Origin of the sequence: Wolbachia endosymbiont (group A) of Cephus spinipes (assembly GCF_964026895.1) — a bacterium.
Classification (GTDB): domain Bacteria; phylum Pseudomonadota; class Alphaproteobacteria; order Rickettsiales; family Anaplasmataceae; genus Wolbachia; species Wolbachia pipientis.
Window position 1 is genome coordinate 1,162,427 of sequence record NZ_OZ034713.1, and the last position, 25,085, is coordinate 1,187,511.

22 protein-coding genes, 1 tRNA gene and 1 other RNA gene are annotated in these 25,085 nt (G+C 35.6%); 14 read left to right on the top strand and 10 right to left on the bottom strand.

Annotation, left to right across the window (positions count from 1 at the left end; all coding sequences use genetic code 11):
* Positions 1 to 233 precede the first annotated feature (233 nt).
* Positions 234 to 1,004: a response regulator transcription factor gene (locus tag AAGD59_RS05545; protein WP_006280099.1), complete on the top strand. Its 771-nt coding sequence runs from the start codon at positions 234 to 236 to the stop codon at positions 1,002 to 1,004.
* Positions 1,005 to 1,055: 51 nt separating this feature from the next.
* Here AAGD59_RS05545 and rnpB read toward each other — a convergent pair.
* From rnpB to AAGD59_RS05560, 3 genes are all read right to left on the bottom strand, one after another.
* An RNA gene (gene rnpB / locus AAGD59_RS05550) (RNase P RNA component class A) lies at positions 1,056 to 1,405 on the bottom strand.
* A gap of 157 nt (positions 1,406 to 1,562) precedes the next feature.
* Positions 1,563 to 3,128 (bottom strand): hypothetical protein, encoded by a 1,566-nt coding sequence (locus AAGD59_RS05555; protein WP_242049602.1) that lies wholly within the window; start codon positions 3,126 to 3,128, stop codon positions 1,563 to 1,565.
* A gap of 43 nt (positions 3,129 to 3,171) precedes the next feature.
* Positions 3,172 to 3,585 (bottom strand): hypothetical protein, encoded by a 414-nt coding sequence (locus tag AAGD59_RS05560; RefSeq protein ID WP_341812907.1) that lies wholly within the window; start codon positions 3,583 to 3,585, stop codon positions 3,172 to 3,174.
* Between the two features lie 224 nt (positions 3,586 to 3,809).
* Between AAGD59_RS05560 and nuoE the strand changes: the two genes are divergently transcribed.
* From nuoE to AAGD59_RS05575, 3 genes are all read left to right on the top strand, one after another.
* Positions 3,810 to 4,310, top strand: coding sequence for an NADH-quinone oxidoreductase subunit NuoE (gene nuoE, locus AAGD59_RS05565; RefSeq protein WP_010962799.1), 501 nt, complete (start codon positions 3,810 to 3,812; stop codon positions 4,308 to 4,310).
* On the top strand, positions 4,311 to 5,528 hold the full coding sequence (gene tgt / locus AAGD59_RS05570) for a tRNA guanosine(34) transglycosylase Tgt (RefSeq protein ID WP_015589173.1): 1,218 nt from the start codon (positions 4,311 to 4,313) through the stop codon (positions 5,526 to 5,528).
* Positions 5,529 to 6,260: 732 nt separating this feature from the next.
* Positions 6,261 to 7,937, top strand: coding sequence for a hypothetical protein (locus AAGD59_RS05575; RefSeq protein WP_255498713.1), 1,677 nt, complete (start codon positions 6,261 to 6,263; stop codon positions 7,935 to 7,937).
* A 23-nt stretch (positions 7,938 to 7,960) separates the two neighbouring features.
* Here the strand turns inward: AAGD59_RS05575 and AAGD59_RS05580 are convergent, their stop codons facing one another.
* Both AAGD59_RS05580 and AAGD59_RS05585 read right to left on the bottom strand, forming a co-directional pair.
* Complete coding sequence (locus AAGD59_RS05580) at positions 7,961 to 9,232, bottom strand: M16 family metallopeptidase (RefSeq protein WP_010962800.1); 1,272 nt, start codon at positions 9,230 to 9,232, stop codon at positions 7,961 to 7,963.
* Positions 9,229 to 9,849, bottom strand: coding sequence for a superoxide dismutase (locus AAGD59_RS05585; protein ID WP_197907379.1), 621 nt, complete (start codon positions 9,847 to 9,849; stop codon positions 9,229 to 9,231). The genes AAGD59_RS05580 and AAGD59_RS05585 overlap by 4 nt, the downstream gene beginning before the upstream one ends.
* Before the next feature lie 943 nt (positions 9,850 to 10,792).
* Between AAGD59_RS05585 and AAGD59_RS05590 the strand changes: the two genes are divergently transcribed.
* From AAGD59_RS05590 to AAGD59_RS05620, 7 genes are all read left to right on the top strand, one after another.
* Entirely contained in the window at positions 10,793 to 12,199 is a 1,407-nt protein-coding gene (locus tag AAGD59_RS05590) for a cytochrome ubiquinol oxidase subunit I (protein ID WP_006280502.1), read from the top strand.
* Complete coding sequence (gene cydB, locus AAGD59_RS05595; RefSeq protein WP_015589177.1) at positions 12,192 to 13,214, top strand: cytochrome d ubiquinol oxidase subunit II; 1,023 nt, start codon at positions 12,192 to 12,194, stop codon at positions 13,212 to 13,214. The genes AAGD59_RS05590 and cydB overlap by 8 nt, the downstream gene beginning before the upstream one ends.
* A 250-nt stretch (positions 13,215 to 13,464) precedes the next feature.
* Positions 13,465 to 14,349 (top strand): GTPase Era, encoded by an 885-nt coding sequence (gene era, locus AAGD59_RS05600; RefSeq protein WP_010082484.1) that lies wholly within the window; start codon positions 13,465 to 13,467, stop codon positions 14,347 to 14,349.
* Entirely contained in the window at positions 14,342 to 15,163 is an 822-nt protein-coding gene (locus AAGD59_RS05605) for a 3'-5' exonuclease (RefSeq protein WP_015589180.1), read from the top strand. Before era ends, AAGD59_RS05605 begins: the two co-directional genes overlap by 8 nt.
* Positions 15,164 to 15,370: 207 nt before the next feature.
* Positions 15,371 to 17,350, top strand: coding sequence for a porin (locus AAGD59_RS05610; RefSeq protein ID WP_012673252.1), 1,980 nt, complete (start codon positions 15,371 to 15,373; stop codon positions 17,348 to 17,350).
* Positions 17,351 to 17,786: 436 nt separating this feature from the next.
* Positions 17,787 to 18,593 (top strand): DUF2163 domain-containing protein, encoded by an 807-nt coding sequence (locus tag AAGD59_RS05615; RefSeq protein ID WP_141457018.1) that lies wholly within the window; start codon positions 17,787 to 17,789, stop codon positions 18,591 to 18,593.
* Positions 18,594 to 18,624: 31 nt separating this feature from the next.
* Positions 18,625 to 18,711 (top strand) — tRNA-Ser (locus AAGD59_RS05620).
* A gap of 106 nt (positions 18,712 to 18,817) precedes the next feature.
* Here AAGD59_RS05620 and AAGD59_RS05625 read toward each other — a convergent pair.
* The 3 genes from AAGD59_RS05625 to AAGD59_RS05635 all read right to left on the bottom strand — a co-directional run bounded on the left by AAGD59_RS05625 (position 18,818) and on the right by AAGD59_RS05635 (position 19,744).
* Positions 18,818 to 19,069: a hypothetical protein gene (locus tag AAGD59_RS05625; RefSeq protein ID WP_022626339.1), complete on the bottom strand. Its 252-nt coding sequence runs from the start codon at positions 19,067 to 19,069 to the stop codon at positions 18,818 to 18,820.
* Positions 19,039 to 19,188, bottom strand: coding sequence for a hypothetical protein (locus AAGD59_RS05630; RefSeq protein ID WP_285520262.1), 150 nt, complete (start codon positions 19,186 to 19,188; stop codon positions 19,039 to 19,041). The genes AAGD59_RS05625 and AAGD59_RS05630 overlap by 31 nt, the downstream gene beginning before the upstream one ends.
* 262 nt (positions 19,189 to 19,450) lie before the next feature.
* On the bottom strand, positions 19,451 to 19,744 hold the full coding sequence (locus AAGD59_RS05635) for a transposase (RefSeq protein ID WP_265027871.1): 294 nt from the start codon (positions 19,742 to 19,744) through the stop codon (positions 19,451 to 19,453).
* Between the two features lie 357 nt (positions 19,745 to 20,101).
* Between AAGD59_RS05635 and AAGD59_RS05640 the strand changes: the two genes are divergently transcribed.
* Genes AAGD59_RS05640 through AAGD59_RS05650 form a run of 3 tightly spaced genes read left to right on the top strand, consistent with a single transcriptional unit; the run spans position 20,102 to position 23,506 of the window.
* Positions 20,102 to 21,211: a PQQ-binding-like beta-propeller repeat protein gene (locus tag AAGD59_RS05640; RefSeq protein ID WP_341812908.1), complete on the top strand. Its 1,110-nt coding sequence runs from the start codon at positions 20,102 to 20,104 to the stop codon at positions 21,209 to 21,211.
* Positions 21,204 to 22,583, top strand: coding sequence for a dihydrolipoyl dehydrogenase (gene lpdA, locus AAGD59_RS05645; RefSeq protein WP_015589183.1), 1,380 nt, complete (start codon positions 21,204 to 21,206; stop codon positions 22,581 to 22,583). Before AAGD59_RS05640 ends, lpdA begins: the two co-directional genes overlap by 8 nt.
* A 2-nt stretch (positions 22,584 to 22,585) precedes the next feature.
* Entirely contained in the window at positions 22,586 to 23,506 is a 921-nt protein-coding gene (locus tag AAGD59_RS05650; RefSeq protein WP_015589184.1) for a tyrosine recombinase XerC, read from the top strand.
* Here the strand turns inward: AAGD59_RS05650 and AAGD59_RS05655 are convergent.
* Both AAGD59_RS05655 and AAGD59_RS05660 read right to left on the bottom strand, forming a co-directional pair.
* On the bottom strand, positions 23,503 to 24,159 hold the full coding sequence (locus AAGD59_RS05655; RefSeq protein ID WP_265027873.1) for a hypothetical protein: 657 nt from the start codon (positions 24,157 to 24,159) through the stop codon (positions 23,503 to 23,505). The two genes, AAGD59_RS05650 and AAGD59_RS05655, sit on opposite strands and share 4 nt — an antisense overlap.
* Entirely contained in the window at positions 24,134 to 25,018 is an 885-nt protein-coding gene (locus tag AAGD59_RS05660) for an ankyrin repeat domain-containing protein (protein ID WP_265027874.1), read from the bottom strand. Before AAGD59_RS05660 ends, AAGD59_RS05655 begins: the two co-directional genes overlap by 26 nt.
* Between the last annotated feature and the right edge of the window lie 67 nt (positions 25,019 to 25,085).

A 25,085-nucleotide genomic window follows, 5' to 3' on the forward strand; every position in this document is an offset into this window, starting at 1 on the left:
TTAACCGAAGTATTCTTTTAATAATAGTAACTTTAATTCAATATTTACTAAAAATATTATTACTATCATGGTATGTCTATTATATTTTAGATCTATTTATATAACTTTGGAACAATATATTTACTATTAATTAATAAGTGTAATTTTGATCATTTGTTAATAAAAATTTGATTTATTACTTTCCTTAGTTATATATATTACTAAAATTATAAATTATTTATGGGGTGTAAAATATGCGTATATTATTAATTGAAGATGATCAAGTAAGTGCAAAGACTGTGGTTAACGCCTTAACTTCTGATGGACATTTCTGTGACGTTGTTACTTCTGCACAAGATTATAACAATAATATGGTTTCCTCAAACGGAGATTACTATGACCTAGTTATTTTAGATATACACTTGCCTGGTGATATTGACGGATATGATATATTGCTAAGACTAAGAAGTGCAAAAATCAAAGTTCCTGTCTTAATACTTTCATGTATATCCGCTGTCAATCACAAAGCTAAAGGACTCGGGTATGGTGCCGATGATTACTTAACCAAACCATTTCATAAAAGTGAGTTATTAGCTCGAATTAAGGCCATAGTGCGTCGTACTAAAGGCCATCCTGAATCGGTGATAAAGATTGGTAATATAAATATCAATTTTGATCACAGGATTGTTGAGGTGAAAGGTAAAACGGTTCACCTTACTAATAAAGAGTATTCTATGATAGAATTGCTAGCACTGCGTAAAGGAACAGTATTAACAAAAGAAATGTTCTTAAATCATCTTTACAATGGCTTAGATGAACCTTCAGATAACAAGATAGTTGATGTTTTTATGTGCAAATTACGTAAGAAACTTGAAAGTGCAAATGATGGAAAAAGCCACATAGAAACCGTTTGGGGCAGAGGGTATGTTCTGAAAGAGTATATTGATGATGATGAATATTCTAATGTTAATGTAGGCGAAAGTAGTGATGGCTATCAAGCAGAACAAGTGAAGGACAACGCATGAAATGCCTACACATTTAAATATAGCATGGCTTATATCGCACGTATCATGTGAACGCCTAGGTGAAATATAAGCCGAGTTCTGTTTATGTAGCTATTTATCTGGAGTAAATGTTACCATTTACCGCATGCGATTTACCCGAGTAGATATGAGGAAAACATAAAATCTACTTCTATTTAATCTTGCTCCTAGTGTTGGTTACTCGACTACCAATGTTGCCATTGCCATGGTGTGCTCTTACCACACCTTTTCACCCTTACCTAAAAATATTTTAGGCGGTAATTTTCTGTAGCCCTATAACTGGAGTTACCTCCGGCGGGCATTACCCGTCACTATTTTTCCTTGGAGCCCGGACTTTCCTCTGCTATGTTTATCACACAACAGCAGCTACTTATTTCACCTAGGAATTATACTTTAACATGAAAATCACAAAAGCAAAAGACAATTTCCTAACAGTCTACATATTAAAAACATTTAGACAAATAGCTAAAGGTGATATTCCGGCACATCATCACTATCCCAAGATAAGCTTTTTTCACTTTTAGACTCCGCTTCAGTTAGTCAAGAGCCTGGTCCACCGCTTGAAGACGATGAGCTACTTCTTGATCGACTACTACTTTCTACTGATATACTATTTAGCACTGTTTCAGATTGATATATAGTTCGCATTCTGTTACCAGTGGTAAAAATTTCTTCATCGCTACTTGAAGATGATCGCCTTCTATAACCCAAATCAGTTAGTTCTAATACAGAAGCAGCATTACGACCCTTAACATATCTATATGCTATGAATCCTATAATTCCAACAATACCTATTGCTCCAACCAAAGATCCCCCTATCATTCCTGCCTTATTAGACCCTATAGCAAGTTGAGTAGGTTGTGGTGAAGAAGTAGACTGAGGAAGTAAAGTCGTGGTGAATATAGGAGTTGTTGACTCTTTTGTTCTAGTACTTGGTATACTAAATACTGTTTGTGTAGTTTTCTCTGAGCTTGTTGTTGGCGCAGTTGGTTCCACTGTTACTGTGCTTGTTTGAGTCGTTGACTCTGTTGAAGGTTTACTCATCGTAGAAGTCGACGCACCAGTCGCTGCTGTAGGTTTTACAGTACTTGTCTCAGTCCCTGAAGTTACTATCGGCACACTAGTTGACGTTGTAGCAACCGTGGTCGCTTGTGAAGTAGTAGTTGTTTTTGCTACTGTCGTTGACTCCGTTGAAGGTTTACTTATTGTAGAAGTAGGTGCAACGGCTTCCGTTGTCAATTTAGTAGTCTTCACAGCGTCGGTTTCTGCTGTGCTAGTAATTGCAGCAGTCGGCGTTTTCTTAGAAGTCACAACCGTTTCTGCAACAGTTATAGGAGCCACGGTACTACTAGAAATAATATCTGGCGTTAATCGACCGTTAATGATATTAACAAAATCACTGAGAGTTTTGATGCTATTTGCCGGTATTATTGTTGCTTCAGAAGATTTTCCAGAGCCGTTTTGATTAAAAGTTACAATATTTTCTCCACTTACCGCAGTTACGATAAAACCACCCTGACCGTTGCCCTTAATATATAATTGCTCTATAGGATCTGTAAATTGATAGATAGGAAAATCTGACACTGATCCATTTTTAAGTAGAGTTGCTATATGTAACCTCTGCTCATTAGCTGATTGGTCATTTTCAAGAAAAGCAACTAGATCATTTCCTTCCGTTTGTTCAACATACTGCAAAAAGCTTATTTCATGTTCTCTAGAAAGAGATAGTGCTTTATTATCTATTTGACCTTTTCGATTACCAAGTAAAAAGCCATTAACTCCATCCTTCAGACCCTGAATCACTTTAGCCATATCAAATTTAAAAATACGTGTTTTTCTCACCTCTTGATTTTCCTTAGTAATCCTTTTGCTCACTTGCGAATAAAGCATCGTGTTTCCATTTAATGCCAATTGCCCCTGATTATCAAAATTGAACAATTTTCTTTCTGTAACACCTTTTTCTCCAGTCAATACCTTAAATTTTCCGCTCTCGCTTGACTTTAAGTACCAAGAAACTAAAGTTTGATCCTTTAAGTTATGGGCGATTACAATTACGTCACCATTACCAACTTTCACTGCTCTTGGTTGAAAGTAACTATTGCCCACATTTGCAAGACTATTATTATCAATATTCTTTTGTAATTTTCTTTTATCTAATATCTAAATGTTCAACTGAAGGAGTATTAACTGATTGTTTAATTCCGTAAGTGTTAAAAGATAAGCCTTTAACGCATTTTTCTCCTTCTTCGCTAATTCCTTCTTCAGGAAAGATAACTCCAACTTTATCTATTTCAGCTGAATCTTCTATTAATGTGAGAGATAATTGATCTTTGAATTCATTTGCTACGCTGATATTTGTACCACATTCGTATGTTTTTGATTGATATAATGGACTAATAAGTAATTTTACTTTACTGCTCCCATTACCATTATCTTGATAGCTGAGTCCGTAAGCAACTCCATTCCCCTCAATTAATTCTACGTTTGTTGGATTAAAACCTATCGCTTCTTTAATTTCCGGTGTATTTGAGTTGATCCCGAGCAATCTTCTTAATATAGACATAATTTTATTTAAAATATTAATAAAATGCTATTATGATTACTCCTGTGTGTTAATGTCAATGAAAATTTTAACTAAAATTAAAAAATTAATATAATATTTTATACTAAAAGGTAAATATAAGCTTGAAGAGGGCTAAGAAGCTTTATGCTATTTCTCAAAAAACCAACAATTGCAATCATTGGTTCTACAGGTATAATCTGTTAAAGTTTACACGAGTCTCATGAATGATAGAAAAAGAAGAGCAGTTTAGTTTTACATCAGAAAACCTCAAGAAAGCGGGAAAGTTTATAGAGATGTATCCCAAAGGTAGAGAAGGTAGTGCTGTTATGCCTTTACTATATCTGGTTCAAGAGCAATGCGGATGGGTTTCTGAATCTGCTATGCGTTATGTTGCTGATATGCTGCATATTCCACATATTCGTGTATATGAAGTGGCAAATTTTTACACCATGTATAATTTAAAACCAGTAGGCAAATATCTAATACAAATTTGTAGAACAACTCCTTGCTGGTTGTGCAATAGTGAAGAAGTTTTAAATACCTTTAAAAAAAAACTTGGAATCAATATCGGTGAGACTACTAAAGATAATTTGTTCACTTTAAAAGAAGTTGAATGCCTAGGTGCATGCGTTAATGCTCCCGTTGTGCAGATCAATAATGACTTCTATGAAAATCTTACTCCTGAGAAAGTAGAAAACATCATAACAGAACTTTCAGGCAAATAGATGAAAGAAGAATTTTCATTCAAGAGAATCAAGCAATCAGGTTCTGCAAGAGTTGGAACAATTAAAACTCCAAATGGAAGCGTAGAAACCCCCGCTTTTATATTCTGCGCAACAAAAGCTGCAATTAAAGCTGCAGATATTGAAAGAATAAGTGAAGCTGGTACCCAAATCATACTTTCCAACACCTATCACCTAATGCTTCAACCAGGAGAGAATACTGTTGCAAAACTTGGTGGTTTGCGCAAGATGATAGGATGGAATGGGCCAATGCTAACTGACTCAGGTGGATATCAGATATTTAGCTTAGGCCACGGATCAGTTTCGGAAGAGATAAAAGGAATAAGAAAAAAACAAAAAACTTTGATCAAAATTAATGAGGATGGGGCAATTTTCCGTTCTTACATTAATGGTAAAATTTATTGCTTAACTCCTGAAAAATCTGTACAAATTCAACAGAAATTAGGTGCAGATTTAATCCTAGTTTTAGATGAATGCACTCCATTTCACGTAAGCAAAGAATACACAGCAAAATCAATGCTCATGAGCCACAGATGGGCTGAACGTTCTTTAAATGAATTTGAAAAAAACAATAATGGCAAGCAGGCACTGTATGGAATTAGTCAAGGCGGAATATATCACGATCTGCGTAGAGAAAGTTGTGATTTTATCAACAATTTACCATTTTTCGGTCAAGCAATAGGTGGATCACTTGGTCAAAGTAAAGAGCAGATGTACGATGTAGTTTCTTTCACTATGGACCACTTGAAAAAAGACAGGCCTACTCATTTGCTTGGTATTGGTGGAATTGTGGACATCTTTCGCGGAGTTAGTCTTGGAATTGATACGTTTGATTGCGTGCATCCAACCCGTTTAGCAAGGCATGGTGGTGCGCTGATTAAAGTAAAAAATAGAGATTCTATTTCTTCAAAGTGCAAAGAGCATATCAATTTGCGAAATCAACAATTCGAGCTGGACGATAACCCAATTGAAAGTGACTGTTTATGTTTTACCTGCAGAAAACATTCAAGAGCTTATATACACCATTTACTGAAAGCTAAAGAGCTCCTGGCTTACACGCTCGTTACCATTCATAATATTTTCTTTATGAATAAGTTAATGGCATCAATAAGGCAGGCAATATTAGATGATAGGCTAGATCAGGAGAAAAATAATTGGATTAGTGAAATACCATTGCACTTTGATTTGGCCTCTCTTTAAGTCTTTTCTTCATTAGACTTCTTGCATAACCATATAACGAACTTTTATTGGAAATAGAAACGAAAAAACTTACTTGACAAACTCCGCCAGCCCCCTTATCATGGTACTGAAGCTATTTATTTATCTTCGCAATCTGTGCAGGTTAATGACAAAAAACTTAGGGTATTTGGCGTCTCATGTTTAATTTTTCGCACTACGTGCATCGCATGTCCTTAAAAATTTCTGGGTTTTTACCTATATAAGCCGAAACGCGCTTACAAAGCGTTTAAGACAGCAAAAAACGTCAAATTGACAAGGGAGAATTTGAATACTAGCTACCCTAGGGTTTCTTTGCCTTTTTTCCTGCTTGGTAAATTTCTTAAACACTTGCGGTGTAGGTTAGTTGCAAGTTAAAAGCAGCTAAATCGCTCTTAATCAAGCGTTTTAGAATAAAAAAAACGCCGATATTTTAGTACATAGTGAATAGCTAACCACCACGGGGCTTCTTTTGCCTTTTTTTTCATTTGGTAAATTCCTTAATATTTATGGCTAAACGACAATCGTCATCCCAGCGGGATCTAGAGATACCGCGGCGGTATAGCTATACCTTTTTTCTACTTAGTTTGGGTTATGCAAGAAGTCTATTCTGTTAACTCTTCCTTTTATTATTTTTCCTTCAGAAGTGCTATAATAAATAATTAATCTATTAATGTTAGCCTTTGTCTTGAATTTGTAAATGTTAGAGATAAAGATATGAATATAAAAAATAATGTTCTATTAATATTTGACTTTGATAATACTATTACTAATGGGCACATGCACAATGCTCTTTCTAGGTTAAGCAAAAGTGACTTTAATTCTACTCAAAATAATGCAGCAACTGATAACGACATAAAAAATTTTCTAGAAAATACAGACGGAATAAAAAATAAAGAGGGGTTAAAATCTGTACTGCAATCTGCACTTTCAAGTGGAATAGAAGTTAATATTGCATCATATACAAAATATCCGGATGCTGTAAAAGAGGTTGTAAAGGATCACTTGGGTTTATTTGAAGAACAAACAGGTAGCATTTCTGTATTTGGTGGGTTTCCAGGAGATTATGATAATCAGTTGCAAGAGTTAGATGTTAGAGAACAACAAAGTCAAGTCGGAAAGAATTTGCACATCTGTGAGGCAATTGTGAAGTATAAGAATAAACACGGTGAGTTGCCAAAAACTGTCATGCTAGTTGATGATGATGTAAAAAATATTCAAAAGATTAATGAGTTTGTTGCATCAATGAGCAAAAGAGGGGGATGGCTTAAAGAAAATGGGCTGAGTGTTGAAGATATAAACAATATTAAATTTGAAGGCGTTCAAGTACCTAAAGAGGACAAAAATGTTGGTTATCTAGAAAGAGTACAGGAGTTTGTCAATGCTAACTTGGTACAAGAACCAATTTATGAAAATTTAAGGAAAGAAGAACCTATATACCAAAATCTTCAAGACACTCAGAGACAATCACCTGAAGAAAAGCCACCACAATTACCTCCTAAACTTAAGAATTTAAATGCAGTATCCCAGAATAATGAGGAGCCACCATCATTACCTACTAAAAAAAGGAAATCAAGTGATGGTGTGGTTGTTGATGATGAGAGTAAAAAACAAGATATTAAAGACATGTCATCATCCAAAGCACAACCAACACGCTCAAAACGTCATGCAATGATGCTTGACCCTCAGCAAATAGAATCTATACACCAGAATGCTGAAGAGCCACCACTAGGTAAAAAATACGCACATACTGAAACCATCTCCTTATTAGAGGCATTTGAGACAATCAGAGATTTTTTTCAAGATTGTGGTCAAAAAATAATAAATACTATTCATAGATTATTAAAGAAGGAAGTAATAACAGGAGTTAAAGAGCAAGGCTATGATGTGAATAGTGAAAAAGGTAAAAGTGAAATTACGATTTATGGTAATAAATCGATAGATATTGACAAAATAAAAACGGATTTTATTGATACCTCTCTAATTCGAATAATGGAATTGGGTGAGGAGAAAATCAAAGATCTTAACAATAATTATAAAGGTGATCAGCTAGGGCGAGAGATATCGAAATTATTGAACGCTGGTTCGCAAAAGGAAAATATAAACTCAAACTATAATGATGGGGAGCCTATATTTCAGACTCGTGAAGAAGCATGGAATTATCCTCAGCAAAAGAAAGACATAAACTCAAACTCTGTAAGAGGAAACTACAATAATGGAGAGCCTATATTTCAGACTCGTGAAGAAGCATGGAATTATCCTCAGCAAAAGAAAAATATAAACTTGAATCCTGCAAGCAGCACTACACCTCAAGGTCAAGTATCATCATCTCCTCCTAGAAGCAATATAAAAGAAGCGTGTAGTTCACAGCACACCGCTTCAATTGTAAAGTAGCCAAATTAATGTAATAGAATGCGCTAAGCTTTAAGCATAGAAACCACTTTATCGTAACTTGGTAATGATTCAATTTCTCCAATTGCAGCTAGAGTGGTTTTTTCATGCTGAGATAACAATTCTTCTGCTGCTTTTTTTACGTTAGCAGTGGTAACTGCACTAATTTTTTCTATTAATTCATTTTTACTGATGTACCTATTATAGTTACCGTAGTAGTGTCCCAATGTTTCAGCACGTGAGCTAACACTTTCGCGTGACATTAAAATTTGGGATTTTACTCGCTCTTTCACTCTATTTACTTCTTCTTCCTTCAGATCATCTGTAGACAACTTCTTCAACTCTGTCGTTATAGATTTTAAAAGCTTATCTAAGTTACTACTGTCTGTACCAGCAAAAATGGAAAACATTCCTGTATTAGTATAGCTGGAATTAAATGAATAAACAGAGTAAGCTAATCCCTGCTTTTCCCTTACTTCCTGGAATAAACGTGATGACATTCCGCTCCCTAATATAGAATCAAGCACTTGAAACGTGTGATATTTATCGTCATGGCGAGAAACACTAGGTAGACCAATTAGCAAGTGTACCTGATCTAATTTACGATGTTCTAAATACTCACCACCAGTACAGCTCGCATTTTGGCTTTTTTTCAGCTTTTTAGAATGAATCTTTGAGAGAAAATCTTTGGTTAATGCAACAACTTCTTCATGTTCAACATTTCCTGCAACGGCAAATAGCATATTCTCACCAAAGTAATGCTCATTTATGTAATTATCTAGATCTCCTCGAGTAAAAGATTTTACAGTATTTTGCGTGCCTAAGATTGACCTACCAAATGGTTGGTCTTTATAAGCTGCCTCAAAATATTTGTCGAAAATAATGTCACTTGGTGAATCATTAGTTTGAAAAATCTCTTGTATTACAACACCCTTCTCACGTTCCAATTCATCTTCTGGAAACGTGGAATTCATCAATATATCTATTAATATATCAATACCAGTTTTTATGTCTTTCTTGAGGACTTTTGCATAATAGGTGGTGCTTTCCCTACCAGTGCTGGCGTTGAAAACCCCACCTATGTCATCAAAAGCTTTTGCAATTTCAAAGGCAGTTCTTGTCTTCGTCCCTTTGAAAGCCATGTGTTCTAAAAAATGGGATATTCCATTTTGCTTTGCACTTTCTGCTCTACTGCCAACACCAACTCGTATGCTTAAAGCTACGGAATCAATATCACGCACCTGCTCAGTTATTATGCGCAGACCATTATCTAATTTTGTTACCCGGGGTATATTCATCTCATATATTCTTCTAAGTTCTCTTCTGCAAAATCCCAATTAATCAAATGATCAAGGAAAACTTTTATGTAGTCAATTCTACGGTTTTGACAATCTAAATAATAGGCGTGCTCCCACACATCCATAGTGAGTAGTGGCACTTGGCCATAAATTATTGGCAAATCTGCATTTGGAGTCTTGGTGATTTTGAGCTTTCCTAACCTACCTTTTTCGAGCACTAACCATACCCATCCACTGCCAAACTGGCTTACTCCATGACTCGAAAATTCTTCATAAAATTTATCAAAGCCACCGATATCGTCCTGAATTTTTTTTGCTAAAAGACTACTATCTTTAGGCTTACCACCACCATTTTTTTTCATTGAGTTCCAATAAAAAGTGTGGTTCCAAACTTGTGCTGCGTTATTAAATATAGGCAAGTTGCTGCTATTACCATGAACTTCTGTTATTAATCCCTCAATTTTCACATGCTGATAATCCGTATTTTCAACCAGCTCGTTGAGTTTATTTAAATACCCTTTATGATGCTTATCATAATGAAAGTCTAAAGTTTTTGCAGATATGTAAGGCTCTAAAGCTGTTTTATCATATGGTAATTCAGGTAAAGTAAAACTCATAAAAACCTCTTTATTTCTAACCTACTTGGATGGTAGGGCAATATATGCTTTTGTGCAACATATAATTAATAGCTAAAACATTTAGGTATCTATTGCATTATTCTAAATTATACTACAATAACGATTATTATATAAGCCATAGAAATGGATTAAATGCAAAAGTTACTTGACACCCTTCGCCAACCCCCTTATCATGAAACTGAAGCTATTTATTTATCTTCTCTGTACAGATTAAATGACAAAAAAACTCACGTATCTGGCGTCTCATGCTTAATTTTTTGCACTATGTGCACCTTATGTCTTATAAAATTTCTACCTACATAAGCTGAAACGCGCTTATAAAGCGTTTAAAACATAAAAAAACGCCAACTTAAAAAATGGATAGTGAATAACTAGCTACCCTAGGGTTTCTTTTGCCTTTTTTTCTGTTTAGTAAATTTCTTAACGTTTATAATTTAGATTAGTTGCGGTTTAAAAGTAGCTGAATCGCGGTTATTAAACGTTTAGAATAAAAAAACCCCATACTTGAAAGTATAATGTAAGTAATTAGCCAACCACGGGGCTTCTTTTGCCTTTTTCTCCGCTTGGTAAATTTCTTAATGTTTATACGGAAGGTGTCATTCCAGCGCGTGACGCTGGAATCCCAAAAAAAGGATGATGTCATCCGAGTAGCTGACACTGGGATGACAAAAAAAGGAGCACTGGGATGACATCATAGGGGCGCTGGCCTGACAATCGTCATTCCGCTACGTGTTAGCGGGATCTAGAGATACCGTGACGGTATGACAAGGGAGAACAGTTGTATTCCTGCACAATTTATTCTCATGACAAAAACGTCTTAACTTTCTCTCTACTTTTTCTGGGTAAGGTCAATTTTGTGAAAAAATGGATTGAATTATAGGCAGATTTGGCTATTATTTGTAATACATGGGTATTAGGTAAAATGTTTAAATTTGATCCTTTATTATTAGCTCGAATTCAGTTTGCCTTCACAATAGGCTTTCACATTATATTTCCTGCTTTCACGATCGGGCTTGCAAGTTTTCTAGCCTTTTTGGAATGGTGTTGGCTTAAGACTGGTGATACACGTTTCCGTGATGTTTATAAATTCTGGATCAAGATTTTTGCCGTTGCTTTTGGCATGGGAGTGGTATCTGGAGTTGTAATGTCATATCAACTTGGTACCAATTGGTCGATTTTTTCTGACCGCATAGCCAATGTTCTCGGCCCTCTATTTTCCTTTGAGGTTTTAACAGCCTTTTTTCTGGAGGCATCTTTTTTGAGTATTATGCTATTTGGATGGAATAGAGTAAGTTCTCGTATGCACTTTGCTTCTACTTGTATTGTTGCAGTGGGAACGCTTATTTCAGCTTTTTGGATTATTGCGGCCAACAGTTGGATGCAAACACCCGCTGGATTCACGATTGGTGAGAATGGTCTCCTATATCCAACCAATTGGTTAGAGATTATTTTTAATCCTTCTTTCCCTTATCGCTTTATTCATATGGTAACAGCAGCCTATCTTACAACAGCTTTTGTGGTTGGTGGTGTAGGAGCATTTTATCTTTGGAGAAAACGACATGCTCCTCAAGCAAGAATTATGCTTGGTATGGCAACCATTATGGTAGCTTTAGCTGCACCATTTCAGCTGTTCATGGGAGATAGGCATGGATTAAATACACTAAAGCATCAACCTGCTAAGATTGCTGCAATGGAAGGTATATGGGAAACCGAAAAAGGGGCTGGCTTACTTTTATTTGCTTATCCGGATCAGCAAAATGAAATTAATCACTACGAGATAAAAATTCCTAATCTTGCCAGCTTGATCTTAACACATGATTTTTTAGGAGAAGTAAAAGGATTAAAGGAATGGAAAAAAGAAGATAGACCACCTGTAGTATGGGTATTCTGGTCCTTCCGTATAATGGTTGGAGTTGGAATTTTAATGATCATAATTGGGTCAGTAAGTGTTATACAGTATCTTCGTGGCAAATTATTCCAAAGTTGTTTCTTACATGGATGGTGGATATCAATGATGCCGTCTGGGTTCATAGCGTTACTTGCAGGTTGGTTTACTACTGAAATTGGCCGTCAACCTTACACTGTATATGGAATTATGCGCACAATTGAATCATTTTCATCTGCGATTACCGGTCCTCAGGTTGCATGGTCTTTGATTGCATTTATCGTTATGTATACCCTTATATTTGGAGCAGGTAGTTACTATATTCTGAAACTTATATACAAAGGAATTCCTGTCATTAAAGAAGAAGAGCAATTTTATAAACACGGTATTGGAGCTTCAGTGATTGATGCTGGTACATCTGGAAAGGACAACAATCATGTTTGATTTTTCTTCCTTAATTAATTTACCCCTAATCTGGGGATTACTAATTGCCATAGCTGTTTTACTGTATATTTTAATGGATGGGTTTGATTTAGGTATTGGTATTTTACTTCCTTTTGCACCGTCAGATAAATGCCGTGATCACATGATAAGCTCAATTGCACCATTTTGGGATGGAAACGAAACATGGTTGGTATTGGTTGGTGGAGGGTTGTTTGCTGCTTTTCCTCTTGCATATTCAATATTAATGCCTGCTTTTTATATTCCAATCATTATTATGCTGCTTGGCCTTATAGTGCGCGGAGTATCCTTTGAGTTTCGTTTTAAGGCAGAAGGAAAATACAGGCGATTATGGGATTATGCCTTTCATTTTGGGTCACTTGGTGCTGCATTTTGCCAAGGCATGATTTTAGGTGCATTTATACATGGTGTAGAAGTAAACGGACGCAACTTTTCTGGTGGCCAATTTGATTGGGCAAGTGCTTTTAGTGTAATGACAGGCATTGCTGTGATATTTGGATATGCACTTTTAGGTTCTACATGGCTCATAATGAAGACAGAAAATATAACACAAGAATGGGCACGCAAGGTTGCTTCTTATACGCTTGGTTTTGTAGGTATTTTCATGGGACTAGTGAGTGTAGTGACACCATTTTTAAATGAACGTATTAAAAACTTTTGGTTTAGCATGCCAAATTTTTATTATTTATTTTCTATTCCATTACTCACATCTTGGCTATTTTTCATGCTGTGGTTTGATCTTCAGAATACTAAACGGGAGTACCGTCCATTCTTTCTCAGTATTGCTATTTTTTTTATGGGATATTTAGGTTTAGGAATTAGTATCTACCCATGGATTATACCTTTTCAATATACCATTCTGGATGCAGCCGCTTCTGGGCCAAGTTTATCTTTAATGCTCATTGTTATAATACCGCTTTTACCAATCATTTTAACTTATACTGGTTATTGCTATTATGTCTTTCGTGGAAAATCAAATTATGAACACACATATTAAGGAGTTAGTGACCTTATGGTTAAAACGTTACCCTTAAATCAAGCAGTCATTCAGGCAATGGCGTCAACTCAAGAACCTTCATTAGCAAACCCTCCTATGGATTTTCTGAAAAGTTTTTGAGTATATTGTATTTTTAATTTGTAGAATAAGTTTTTTTCCTTTTTGCATGCTAACCAAAAAGGGTTCTGTCATCCTTCTTGTCATATAAGTAGCTTGACGCGGGCATTCAGTTTTCTTTATAATTTTCTTTGTGAAAGAACAAAAATGCTTATTTGTAACCATAGCTGGCTTACCAAATGCTGGGAAGTCTACATTAATTAACAGCATCATAGGCAAGAAAATTGCAATTGTCACCCCTAAAGTGCAAACAACAAGGACGCAAATAAGGGGTGTTGCAACATGCAACAACACACAAATTGTCTTTACTGACTCCCCAGGAATTTTCTCAGCAGAAACAAAACTTGAAAAAGCTTTAGTCAAATCTGCATGGTCGGCAGTTAAGGATAGTGACATCACTTTGTTGCTTGTTGATGTAAGCAATTATTTGAAAAATATAGAAAGAATTAAGACTATATTTATGCGGCTGCAGCGCACAAAAGGCAGATGCATTTTGGTTATCAATAAAACTGATTTGGTAAAAAGGCCTGAATTAAAGATGGCGCATGAGCATCTGAATTTGCTTTATAAATTTGAAAAGGTTTTTATGATATCAGCATTAAAGAATGATGGACTTTCTGATTTGATGAATTACTTGTCTGAAGTTGCATCGGTGAGCCCCTGGTTTTATGAAGAAGATCAAATAACCGATTCCTCGACAAATTTTTTATCAGCAGAAATTACGAGAGAAAAATTATTCTTGAACTTGCGTGAAGAATTGCCATACTCTACAGCTGTTATAACTGAACAATTTGAGGAAAAAAAAGATAAGAGTTTAGTCATCAAACAGATCATATTTGTGTTGAAAGATAGTCATAAAAAAATAGTGCTAGGAAAAGATGGCAGTAATATTAAAAAAATTAATATCGAAGCGCGTGCTGAACTAGAAAAATTATTTGAGTGCAAGGTACACCTCTTTTTATTTGTGAAAGTGCGACCTTGGATCGACCGTCCGGAGGAGTATATAGGCAATGCTTAATTCTTTATTGGTATTTGATATTGAAACTATACCAGATGTAAATTCCTGCAAAAATTTACTCAATATTAGTGATGATAGTAGTGTAGAAGAGAAGAGGGATGCATTAACAAAATATCATCTTGAAATAACAAACGGGCAAAACTCTTTTCTGCGTCAGCCTTTTCACCTTGTTGTAGTTATTAGTTTTTTACTTTGCAATATAAGCTACCAGAGTGGTTATGAGGTGTTCACACTGCAAGAAATAAGATCTGGAGGCACACTAAATTCCAGTGAAAAGGAGCTAGTGAAAGGATTTTTTAACTACATATCAGAGAAAAAGCCAAGATTAGTTTCGTTCAACGGACGCACTTTTGATATACCAGTGCTGAAGTATCGTGCTATGGTCCATGGCATTCAAGCGGAATATTTTCATAAAGCTGGCGATAAGTGGAATAGTTACAATCAGAGATATAGCAGTGATTGGCATTGTGATTTGCTTGAATCCCTCTCTGATTTTGGAGCTTCTGCGAGAGTAAAAATGAACGAAGTTTGTGCAGCATTTAATCTTCCTGGTAAGATTGGAGTTGATGGGTCACAAGTTATGGACTTATACGATAGCGGCAAGATACAAGAGATTCGAGATTATTGTGAAACAGATGTAATTAACACTTATTTGATTTACTTAAGGTTCATGCATCATCAGGGAAGGATTACTACTGAAAGCTACAACAAAAGTGCGGAAGAGCTGCTTTTAGAGTGCGAAAAAAAAGAATACCTAAAGAAATTTAAAGAAGAATGGCAAATAACTTGTGGTGGAAAAATTTTACTTCCATAGAATAAATAGTCGAGTTATAATGCACTAACAAGCGAACCTCTGTACTAAATTTTGGTTAATATACACGTTGAGCATATTAAGAAAGTTGCTTTTAAGGTATTGCATTTTACTTTTATTTTCGTTATAAGGTTGCTTTAAGTTGAATTTTCAACATTTTTATACTATTTACATTTAAGATATGATTTCGAAATTTTTTGGGGGCACTTCATGAAAAAGTCTATGTATACTAGAACTGCTCTAGTTTCTTTATTAACTTTATGTTCTTTCAGCAGTTTTGCAGCTGACTTTCCTGATGAGAGTATGAAGGAAATAAAAAAGCAAGAGAGCACAAAAACTTCTGGAAAAACAGAAGTTATGAAAACATCAAATAAAAAACTGAAAGAAAAGATGGACAGAATATGTAATGCTGATCCAAGAAAAAAAGCTGAAGAGCTTAAGAAAAAAGAGGAGCTAAGATTAGCAGCCGAGCAGAAGAAAAAAGAGGAGATCAGGCTAGCAAATGAGAAAAAAGCAAAGCTTATAGAGGATTCAAAAGCGAAAGCTCTAAACGCTAAGAATTCTAATATAGAAAAAGGTAAAGTTTCAAAAACTAAGCGTTCTAAAACTAAGAATGCTAAAGTTGAAGCTAAAGATGTAAAGAAGGATATAAAAGTTGTTAACAAAAATACAGAGGAAAAAGGTAAGGCAAGTCCTGTTGTTTCAGTTGGTGGAGTTGATATTATCGATACCAATCAAGGGCAAAGTAATTTAAGAATAACTTTTGGTGGTGTTGTTGATGCTCAAGGTTATGGCAAAGCTGGACCAAGTGGCGCAGATTATAAACGTTATAACGTTATGCCAAACAGATCTACAGAGTATTATAATGCCACTCCAGATATAACAAAAGGAGCAAATCCAATATTCTATGAAGGAATAGGAAATATTGGTGATTACAGCAACGATATGGGTATGATTGCTGATGCAATATTGCACCTCAGAGCAGAAAATAAGAATGAAGATTTAGGTCTTCTTTATGGTGCTGACGTGCAGTTTCATGTCCCAGTGACCGAAGGTAAGGGAGCTTCACAGGGTGTTTATGCTGCAAAAGGCAGAAGTGCGCATGTGTTTGTTAACTCAAAATATGGTGACGTGAAGCTTGGTTACCAATTTGGTCCTGAGGCTCTGATGAGGCTTGATGCAACAAGAATTGCGACTGTTGACGGAGCTGCAGATAGTGACTGGTTCAGAAAAGTGAACTTAGAAGGAAGCGCTGCTAGCTTTCCATTTTATGTAACACCACGTCTTTACACTGAAAGTTTTTCGAGTGAAAGTGAAAAATTCTCTTTCCGTATGGCAGGGAAATATAACAAAGGCGTTATGACTACACTGCCATTTAGAGTTGCTTACTACTCACCAAATTATATGGGCGCAAGATTTGGTATCAGCTACTCACCTCGTTATGATAGTGGTTTGTTTACTGTAAAAGAAACAGTTTCAGAAGATAAAGGCGGTAAGATAGAACATAAGGAAACGATAAAGCATGTCGGCCCAGACTATGAGCACATAGTAAGTGCTGGTGCATCATATGAATATGACTTTGATAAACATAACATAAAAGTTAAAACTTCTGCAGTTGGTGAATATGGCTTTCCAAAGCAACCAAGTAAAGATAAGCATCTTTATAAGGAATTTGTGGAGTATAATGACCTGATGGGTGTTAATTTTGGTGTAAGCGCTGATTATAAGATTAATGAAGATCAAGGCGTAAAGTTTGCTGCCTCTTTTGCATACTTGGGCAAATCTGGTCAACCGAAGGGTATTAAAAAATTAATTGGTGATACCTATACGGAAATTGATAGTAAAGATGCTACTGATGGCAAAAGAGTGGAAGGGCTGAAAGCTCAATTTGGTAAAGATAGTATAGATACCATGTATTGGACTGTAGGAGCTGGGTATCAACATGAGAATATCTACACAAGTTTGACGTATTTTGGCAGCAGAATGAATGACAAAGATATGCTTCATGATGGTGCACTTGGCGTTCAATATGATCTGTCTCCTGCATGCAGTAAGAACAAATTTGTTCCTTACGCAGCTCTCCATTATTTTATGACTAACGAAACAGGTAAGCTGAAAGATGAGTCTGATGCTGATGTACCTTCTAACCAAGGAATTCTCCTTCTTACTGGTGTGAAGTTTTCTTTCTAACCAGCCAGTACACACCACAGTTAATTGTGGTGTATTCTTGTCTGTTAGTGTTTATTTGTCGATCAAATAAACATATGGTGTCCTCTCTCCTGTCATCCCAGTGCGTGACACACAACTGTACGAACATTGTGATTTGAGGACACTCCACCAAGAAGGATGTCATCCCAGTGCCCAGACACTGGGATCCAGCTTTCCATGCAACTTCATCAAAAGCGTTTATTCAGCATAAGATCAGCCACTTTTTATGCTCACCAAATCAGTTTGCTTACTTACAAGCAAAATTTCCTGGATTCCAGTGTCAAGCACTGGAATGACACCCTATGGTCACCGGAATGACGCTTTATGGCTACTTAGATGATGAGAAAAGAACACACTGCCCTTATTCTACTGGCCGTATAGCTACTTTCAAATTTAATCAATTAAGCAGGAGGCCCCTATGCAAACCACACTAAAAAATCATTTAGCTGGAGAATTACTTACCACTGCTACGTGCTGGAAATTAACGCTTGCAGGTGGAGAAGTAATGGGATTCACTGACTATGATGAAGACTTAAATATTGATAATATACTCTATAAATCTTCAAGTGGATTTACAGCCAGTAGTATAATATTAAACAGCGATTTAAAGACTGATAATTTGGAAATTGAGGGAATATTAAATAGTGTTGATATCAAAGAAAAAGATGTTTTATCAGGAAAGTACGACTTTGCAAATATTGAGATATTTCTTGTGAATTATAAAGACTTGACCCAGGGAACAATGAATCTACATTCAGGAATTTTTGGTAAAGTGACATTAAGTAGTGGAAGATTTATTGTTGAAATTAGAGGGCTTTCAGCAAAGCTTGAGAGAAGCATAGCAGAATTATACTCTCCTGCATGCAGAGCACAATTTTGCGATGATAAATGTAAAGCCGATACTAAAAAATTTAGTAAAATAAGTACAATCACTAAAGTAATAGACGAAAGAAGATTTGAAGACACGAATTTAACTGAGAGTGATGAATATTATAAGCACGGAGTAGTAAAATTCTTTGGCTCAATAGCGTTTGAAGGTGTAGTAAAAGAATATAAAAATAAAGTAGTTACGTTGTTTACTTCGCCTCCATACCAAATTTTTGCTGGAGATAAATATTCAATACTCGCAGGTTGCGATAAAACATTTCCAACTTGCAGAAGCAAGTTTAACAATACTGTGAATTTTCGTGGTGAACCCTATATACCAGGTTTTTATATTGTTTAGCAGTACAATTTTCAATATTATGAATAAGCATGGAAAGGTGGCTGAGTGGTCTAAAGCACACGCTTGGAAAGCGTGCACATATGAAAATATGTCGGGGGTTCGAATCCCCCCTTTTCCGTATGTTACTTCTAGAATAGTATAAAACCCCCGGTCGCGCACACAACTGTACGAACATTGTAATATGGTACAATGTTACAACTATGCGGTGGTAATTTACGATAAATTCATGTAGCCATTTCAAATTTAGCCATACCAATGTCAGTAAATTGATTAAGCAAATAACACTTGAGTAGCAGTTCCTTCCCACGATTAATTTCAGATTTGTTCCGAAAATTAAACCCGAATGTTTGTTTCAGTCGCGAGAAAAAACTTTCTACATAAGATCTTTTTCCGTAGTTTGTTTGCCTTTTCCACCTCTTCATTCCATCTTCGCTGTATGACTTTATTAGTCTAATTGCAGCATTTCTCTCTGCCATACTTTGGATGCTCTGCTGCATTGTTTTTTTGGAGGAATTTTTGTCTTTATGCCGCATTCATCACACAATTTATAGAGTTTATGTCTGTCATATGCTCTGTCTGCATATAGTGCTTTTATGGCATGCTGAAAATTAACTCCTTTAAGTAAATCGCAAGCTCCATAGTGATCAGACCGTTACTGTATTTTGCAGCTATGGCTTTTTTGCTGTTTATATTCAACATTACATGCAATTTTCTTGTCTGTTCATAGCCACGATATTTTCTATCAGCGCTATTTTCCTTGCTGTGTGTTGTTATAAATGCTGATGCTTGTGCTATCTATGGCAATTTCGATATCTTCCATATTATTTTTATCAATTCTGCAATCATTGATCTTAATATTAAGTTTTTTTTGAAGCTTGCGAATAGCTGATAACTGCCAAATCTCTTCCTATTTGTTGCAAATATCCTTTTATAAACCCGACTATTTGTCTTAAGCCAATTCTAAAAAGATTAACGATTATATGCACTAAAATCACAACTTTATCACTATAAATATAGTTGCCGCCCTGCATTTTTGGACTATTTTCATACCAATTTTCGATAGCTTTATCGATGTAACGAAAAATATTTCCTCTTTTTTCTAGAAATTTGTTATATTCATGGCAGTTACTAACTCTCATTTTTTGTGGCATATTTTTTCTTCAACAGTTAAATAGCTATTTATAATGAATTTTGTCAGTAGCCACCAGATTTTTTCAGTTGCTATGCAACAAAGCTATCCCAGTGTCAAGCACTGGGATGACAGGAAAAGAGGCTATTTGGATGACATCTTTCTTCTTGGTATAAATTATTTTATATCTCAATGTTCATACAGCTATGCACGTTGCTGCATAGTGGATGAGGTGTACTACCTCTAAGAATATACATTATCTCACATAATAATATAATATTTCGTTCATAAATCAACGTTTTTAACATGCAGCAAGAACATTTCCGTTGTAATTAAGGTTCTTAAGATGTATATTAATGAATCTTGTTTTCAATAAATAATGAAAGTAATAATTGTCATGATAATGTTATTGTGTAGCAGTTACACAATGGCAAGCGAGAGAATAAGTCTAGTGGATAAAAAACTATCTCAAGGATATGTAGCTCCAGTGCTTATAGAAAATAGCGTTATTTTATCAGACAAGCACGGCGCTTTATATTCCTTTGATATTGATAACTCAAAGGCTATGAATTGGAAATTACACCTCTCACATAGGAAAAAAATTGGTAACATGAGCCTATCACATTATGAAAAAAATGTTTTCTTTATAGTGGATAACACTTTACACGCAATAGGCGCAAAAACTGGCAAGATTGAGTGGGAAAAAGAATTGAGAGCTCCAGTAAGAGGAAAAGCAGCAGTAATAAATAATAAATTGGTAGTATTGACTATTGATAATTATCTGTACGTGTTTGATATAAAAGATGGCAGCTTCGTTTGGACTTATCAAAACGGCATCAATGAGGTTCGAGGTTTGTATTCCATATCGCCAGCAATTTCTAATGATAAAATAATAGCACCATTTTCAAATGGTGAGTTAATAGCTTTTAATGAAGACGGTAAAAAATTGTGGAGCCAAAAATTGGCTACAAACCTTTTGGATACACAGCTCACAGATGTAACTACTACACCGAGAGTGCTTGGCGATACTTTAATAGCTACAAATAATTCTTATATTTATAGCATTGACGTGAAATCAGGAAATATTTTATGGTCAAAGTCACTGCAAGTAAAAAGTGTATCAGACATTGAGTCATATTATAGTCCTCTTATTCCTGCAGAGAAACAAAAAGAAGGCGGCAGAATTTTTATAGTTACTAAAGACGATAAAATAATTGGCCTGGATATAAAAAATGGAGAAACAGTCTGGACATCTGATTTAATAGAAAATACGCAATTGTTTGCTCCAATTATGCATGCCCATATACTGTGGGTGACAAGCAATAAAGGTTCAATGTTTGCTTTTCCGGGATCTGAAAGTGCAGGAAAGGTAGTCAAAGTACCTGGTAATGTGTTTCACACTCCAGTGTTTACTCGCAATAAGATATATGTAACAACTGAGGGAAAAGGTGTTTATTCTTTAGAAAATAGGTTTGTTTTTTATGACTGATTATGATTTAATTGTTATAGGTGGTGGCCCAGGAGGCTATAAGTGTGCTATCGCTGCTGCAAAACTTGGATTGAAAGTTGCCTGTATAGATAAAAATAGCATTTTTGGTGGCACATGCCTCAGAGTTGGGTGCATACCCTCCAAAGCATTGCTCCATTCTTCCTATCAGTATGCTCACACGAAAAATGATCTGTCGAAGCTTGGCATAAAAATTAAGGACGCAAGTTTCGATTTAAAAGAAATGCTAGGCTATAAGGACGCCAGAGTTCAGGAACTTGGAAAAGGTATAGAATATCTGTTTAACCTTCACAAAATCACTAAAATCAATGGGCTTGCTTCTTTTGACCAAGGTAATCTTGAAGTTTCAGTTGAAGGTAAGGTGCTGAAGACAAAAAATATAGTAATTGCAACCGGTTCTGATGTTATTTCTTTGCCAGGAATTAATATCGATGAGAAAGACATTATTTCTTCCACCGGTGCACTATCTTTAACTGAAGTACCAAAAAAACTTGTCGTAATCGGAGCCGGGGCAATAGGGCTTGAAATGTCTTCTGTATGGAGAAGGCTAGGGTCTGAAGTCACTGTAGTAGAATTTTTTGACAGAATCGCTGCAGCAATGGATGGAGAATTAAGTAAGTCTCTACTTTCTAGTCTACAAAAACAAGGAATAAAATTTTTACTTAGCACTAAAGTCGAGGAGATAAAACAAAGTAGCAACTCTTTGAGTGTGAAAGTTTGCTCTGTAAAAGATAACCAAACAAACGTTATAGAGGCAGATAAGGTGCTGGTTGCAGCAGGACGCAAACCATGCACTGAGAATCTTGGTATTGATGAAAAAATAGAAAAAGATAATCGCGGTTTCGTTCAAGTTAACAACAGATATGAAACTAATGTAAAAGGAATATTTGCTATTGGTGATGTGATCGGTGGAGCAATGCTTGCTCATAAGGCAGAAGAAGAAGGAGTGGCAGTTGCAGAGATAATCGCTGGGCAAGTACCTCACGTTGATTATGAAATCATACCATCTGTCATTTACACTCACCCTGCGGTTTCTTCAATCGGTAAAACTGAAGAGGAGTTGAAAAGTGTTGGCCGTAAGTACAAAGTTGGTAAATGTCAATTTGCTGCAAACGGCAGAGCAAAAATCACTGATGATGCTGAAGGATTCGTGAAAGTGCTGACTTGTAGCAGAGCAGATACAATACTAGGTGTGCATATCATAGGAGCATACGCTGACACGCTAATAAACGAAGCAGCGGTTGCAATGGCATATGGCGCAGCAGCAGAGGATATATACAGAATTTGTCACTCTCATCCTGATATAAATGAAGCCTTTCGAGATGCGTGCATCGATGCTTTCTTTAAAAAATAATTGTGGACCTCGGTTCAATCATTGAAAAATGGTATGAGTGGCTGAGGTGCAACAGATCTTATTCACCAAATACTTTAGAGTCATACATGAGGGACTTGAAGGATCTTATAAGTTTCCTAAATACTCACATTGGCGGAGAAGTAAATGTTGGTACTCTGAAAAATTTAAGCATACCTGAGTTAAGAAGTTGGCTTACCTCTCGTTACGCAAGAGGTGTAAACGCAAGATCCAACACTCGAGCACTCTCAGTAATCAGAAATTTCTTCAAGTACATAAAAAATAACCACAATATAGACAATGAAGCTGTATTTTCCTTATCAAGGCCAATTCAGAGAAGAACTCTGCCCAAAGCATTATCAATACCTAATATAAAAACTTTATTGAAAGAAATGAAACTATCCGACCTGGGTGAACCTTGGGTGGTAAAAAGAGAAATTGCGATTATCGTCCTGCTATATGGTACAGGCTTAAGAATCAGTGAAGCGTTGAACCTTAGGGTTAGTGATATCAGTAGCGAAAACTTAATAATTACAGGTAAAGGAGATAAACAAAGGCAGGTATTCATTCTCCCCGTAGTAAAAAAATGTATACAAGAGTATATAAAAGCTTGCCCTTACCTTGATGAAGCACAACATCTTTTTTTGGGAGTAAGAGGAAAAAAATTGGGAAGAACTTATGTGGCCAATCGTTTGCAGAAAATAAGGAGAATGTTAAATTTACCAGAAATTTTATCTCCACATGCATTTCGCCATAGTTTTGCTACTCATTTGCTTCAGGAAGATATTGACATAAGATCAATACAACAACTGCTTGGTCACTCAAGCCTGGAAACTACTCAAATTTACACTCACCTCAATTATCAAGATGTTTTTAACATGTACAAAAATTTTCAGCAGGGCCTGGAGAAGAAATCAAAACTTTAACTTCGTTCTAAACCACCAAGCTGAGTGCTTTCAACATCACTAAGTATTGTGTTTGCTTTATATAAATTACAACATCCTAATAAAAAAAAAGCCAGTGCAACTGCTGTAAAGAAAGCACTTATTATCCCTGGATAATCTTCTATTACTAAACATGCAACAACAGTATATACTCCAAGCAATATAAAACATGCAGAAGCGTAGTTGCTTAGTTTTCTACCAGAAGAAATTGCTTGCGAGGATTTTTCGTTTTTATTACTACGGAGCAGTCTATTTTCTGATGAAAGCCTATCTCTTTCTTCCCTTACTTGTTTCAAATCTCTTTTTAATTGTAAAATTTCGACAGTGTCGCTTGCTCTTCCATACACAATTCTATTAAGTCGAGTTACTTCACTATTTAGATCATTGATTTTTGTTTTTTGAGCCGATTTTTCCTGTCTTACTTGCCCTAAATCTCTTTCTAATAGTGAAATTTTGCTAGTTTTATTCGTTAGCTCTTGCTCTTTTTCTACAAGTTGAGCTTTTGTTCTTTCAAGCCCTTGTAAAAACTTCTCAAAATCTTCTGGTATATTATTCGTATTTGCAGGAAATTTTTCATTTAAATAATCTTTAATAGAGTTAACTGGATTATCAACACCCCAATGCAGCAGTAACAACTGCACGATTTATAAAACAATTATCTTCTACTAATTTTTTCACATCATCTAAATCTTTTCTATTAATAGTATCAGTTAATCGGCTCTGAATAGCTTGTTCAATTGTTTGCTTTAATTGTGCATACTGCTCGTAACTAAAATCTAGGTCTTTATGTTTTAAAAGTTTTGTCAATACTTCTTTTTCATCTTCTGTTATCGTTCGTAAACATAATCGAATAATTAAGCTAAGTGGTGTTTTTATTCTTCCATCTTGGGTTCTTCTCCAGCAATTAGGATGAAGCTCTTGATTCAATAGTCTTTTCGCTTGGCAAATATTTCCGCTAGAAAGAGCAGCTAATAATTCTTTTCCTTTCTGTGCTTTTTGTATTTCTATTATCAAATGCCCAGCACGATTTTGTCTAGCACATTCCTCAGGATTTTGATGGTTTTTATTGGTTAGATAAGTGTTTATGTTTGGATGACTTAGTAAGAGTTGTAAAGTTTTCTTTTGTTGAAAGCACATTGCTAGATGCAAAACTGTATTGTTATTATTTTGTTCAGAAATATTAACATCTATGCTCCGGTGCAGTAGGAGCAACCTAATCATATTCTGATATTCTTTTTCTGTTTCAGAGCCTGCAGACAAATTAGTAACTATGGACATCAAAGGTGTCATGCCTTCTTTATCAAACGCATTAACATCCGCACCCTCTGCCAGAGCTTCTTTAAAATCTTCTAGGTTTCCATCATCAATAGCCTTAAATAGCTGTTTTGTTGATTCACTTAGCTGTCTTGAAGTTGTCGGATTTCGAGCTTGCGATGCCGTGTTATCACCACCTCCATAAGCTCCATAACATGCTACACCGTTTCTATAAGGCATACTAAACCCTCTTTATTAATGATTTACTAATATAATTATGTAAAAGAAAAGGAAAATTGCAAGCAAT

Coding starts and splice junctions, on each gene's coding strand:
- AAGD59_RS05660 (WP_265027874.1), bottom strand. CDS start 25,018: ATGCCTTATAGAAACGGTGTAGCATGTTATGGAGCTTATGGAGGTGGT.
- AAGD59_RS05640 (WP_341812908.1), top strand. CDS start 20,102: ATGAAAGTAATAATTGTCATGATAATGTTATTGTGTAGCAGTTACACA.
- lpdA (WP_015589183.1), top strand. CDS start 21,204: ATGACTGATTATGATTTAATTGTTATAGGTGGTGGCCCAGGAGGCTAT.
- cydB (WP_015589177.1), top strand. CDS start 12,192: ATGTTTGATTTTTCTTCCTTAATTAATTTACCCCTAATCTGGGGATTA.
- AAGD59_RS05605 (WP_015589180.1), top strand. CDS start 14,342: ATGCTTAATTCTTTATTGGTATTTGATATTGAAACTATACCAGATGTA.
- AAGD59_RS05590 (WP_006280502.1), top strand. CDS start 10,793: ATGTTTAAATTTGATCCTTTATTATTAGCTCGAATTCAGTTTGCCTTC.
- nuoE (WP_010962799.1), top strand. CDS start 3,810: ATGATAGAAAAAGAAGAGCAGTTTAGTTTTACATCAGAAAACCTCAAG.
- AAGD59_RS05610 (WP_012673252.1), top strand. CDS start 15,371: ATGAAAAAGTCTATGTATACTAGAACTGCTCTAGTTTCTTTATTAACT.
- AAGD59_RS05635 (WP_265027871.1), bottom strand. CDS start 19,744: ATGCCACAAAAAATGAGAGTTAGTAACTGCCATGAATATAACAAATTT.
- AAGD59_RS05625 (WP_022626339.1), bottom strand. CDS start 19,069: ATGGCAGAGAGAAATGCTGCAATTAGACTAATAAAGTCATACAGCGAA.
- AAGD59_RS05615 (WP_141457018.1), top strand. CDS start 17,787: ATGCAAACCACACTAAAAAATCATTTAGCTGGAGAATTACTTACCACT.
- AAGD59_RS05575 (WP_255498713.1), top strand. CDS start 6,261: ATGAATATAAAAAATAATGTTCTATTAATATTTGACTTTGATAATACT.
- AAGD59_RS05545 (WP_006280099.1), top strand. CDS start 234: ATGCGTATATTATTAATTGAAGATGATCAAGTAAGTGCAAAGACTGTG.
- AAGD59_RS05585 (WP_197907379.1), bottom strand. CDS start 9,849: ATGAGTTTTACTTTACCTGAATTACCATATGATAAAACAGCTTTAGAG.
- AAGD59_RS05580 (WP_010962800.1), bottom strand. CDS start 9,232: ATGAATATACCCCGGGTAACAAAATTAGATAATGGTCTGCGCATAATA.
- tgt (WP_015589173.1), top strand. CDS start 4,311: ATGAAAGAAGAATTTTCATTCAAGAGAATCAAGCAATCAGGTTCTGCA.
- AAGD59_RS05560 (WP_341812907.1), bottom strand. CDS start 3,585: ATGTCTATATTAAGAAGATTGCTCGGGATCAACTCAAATACACCGGAA.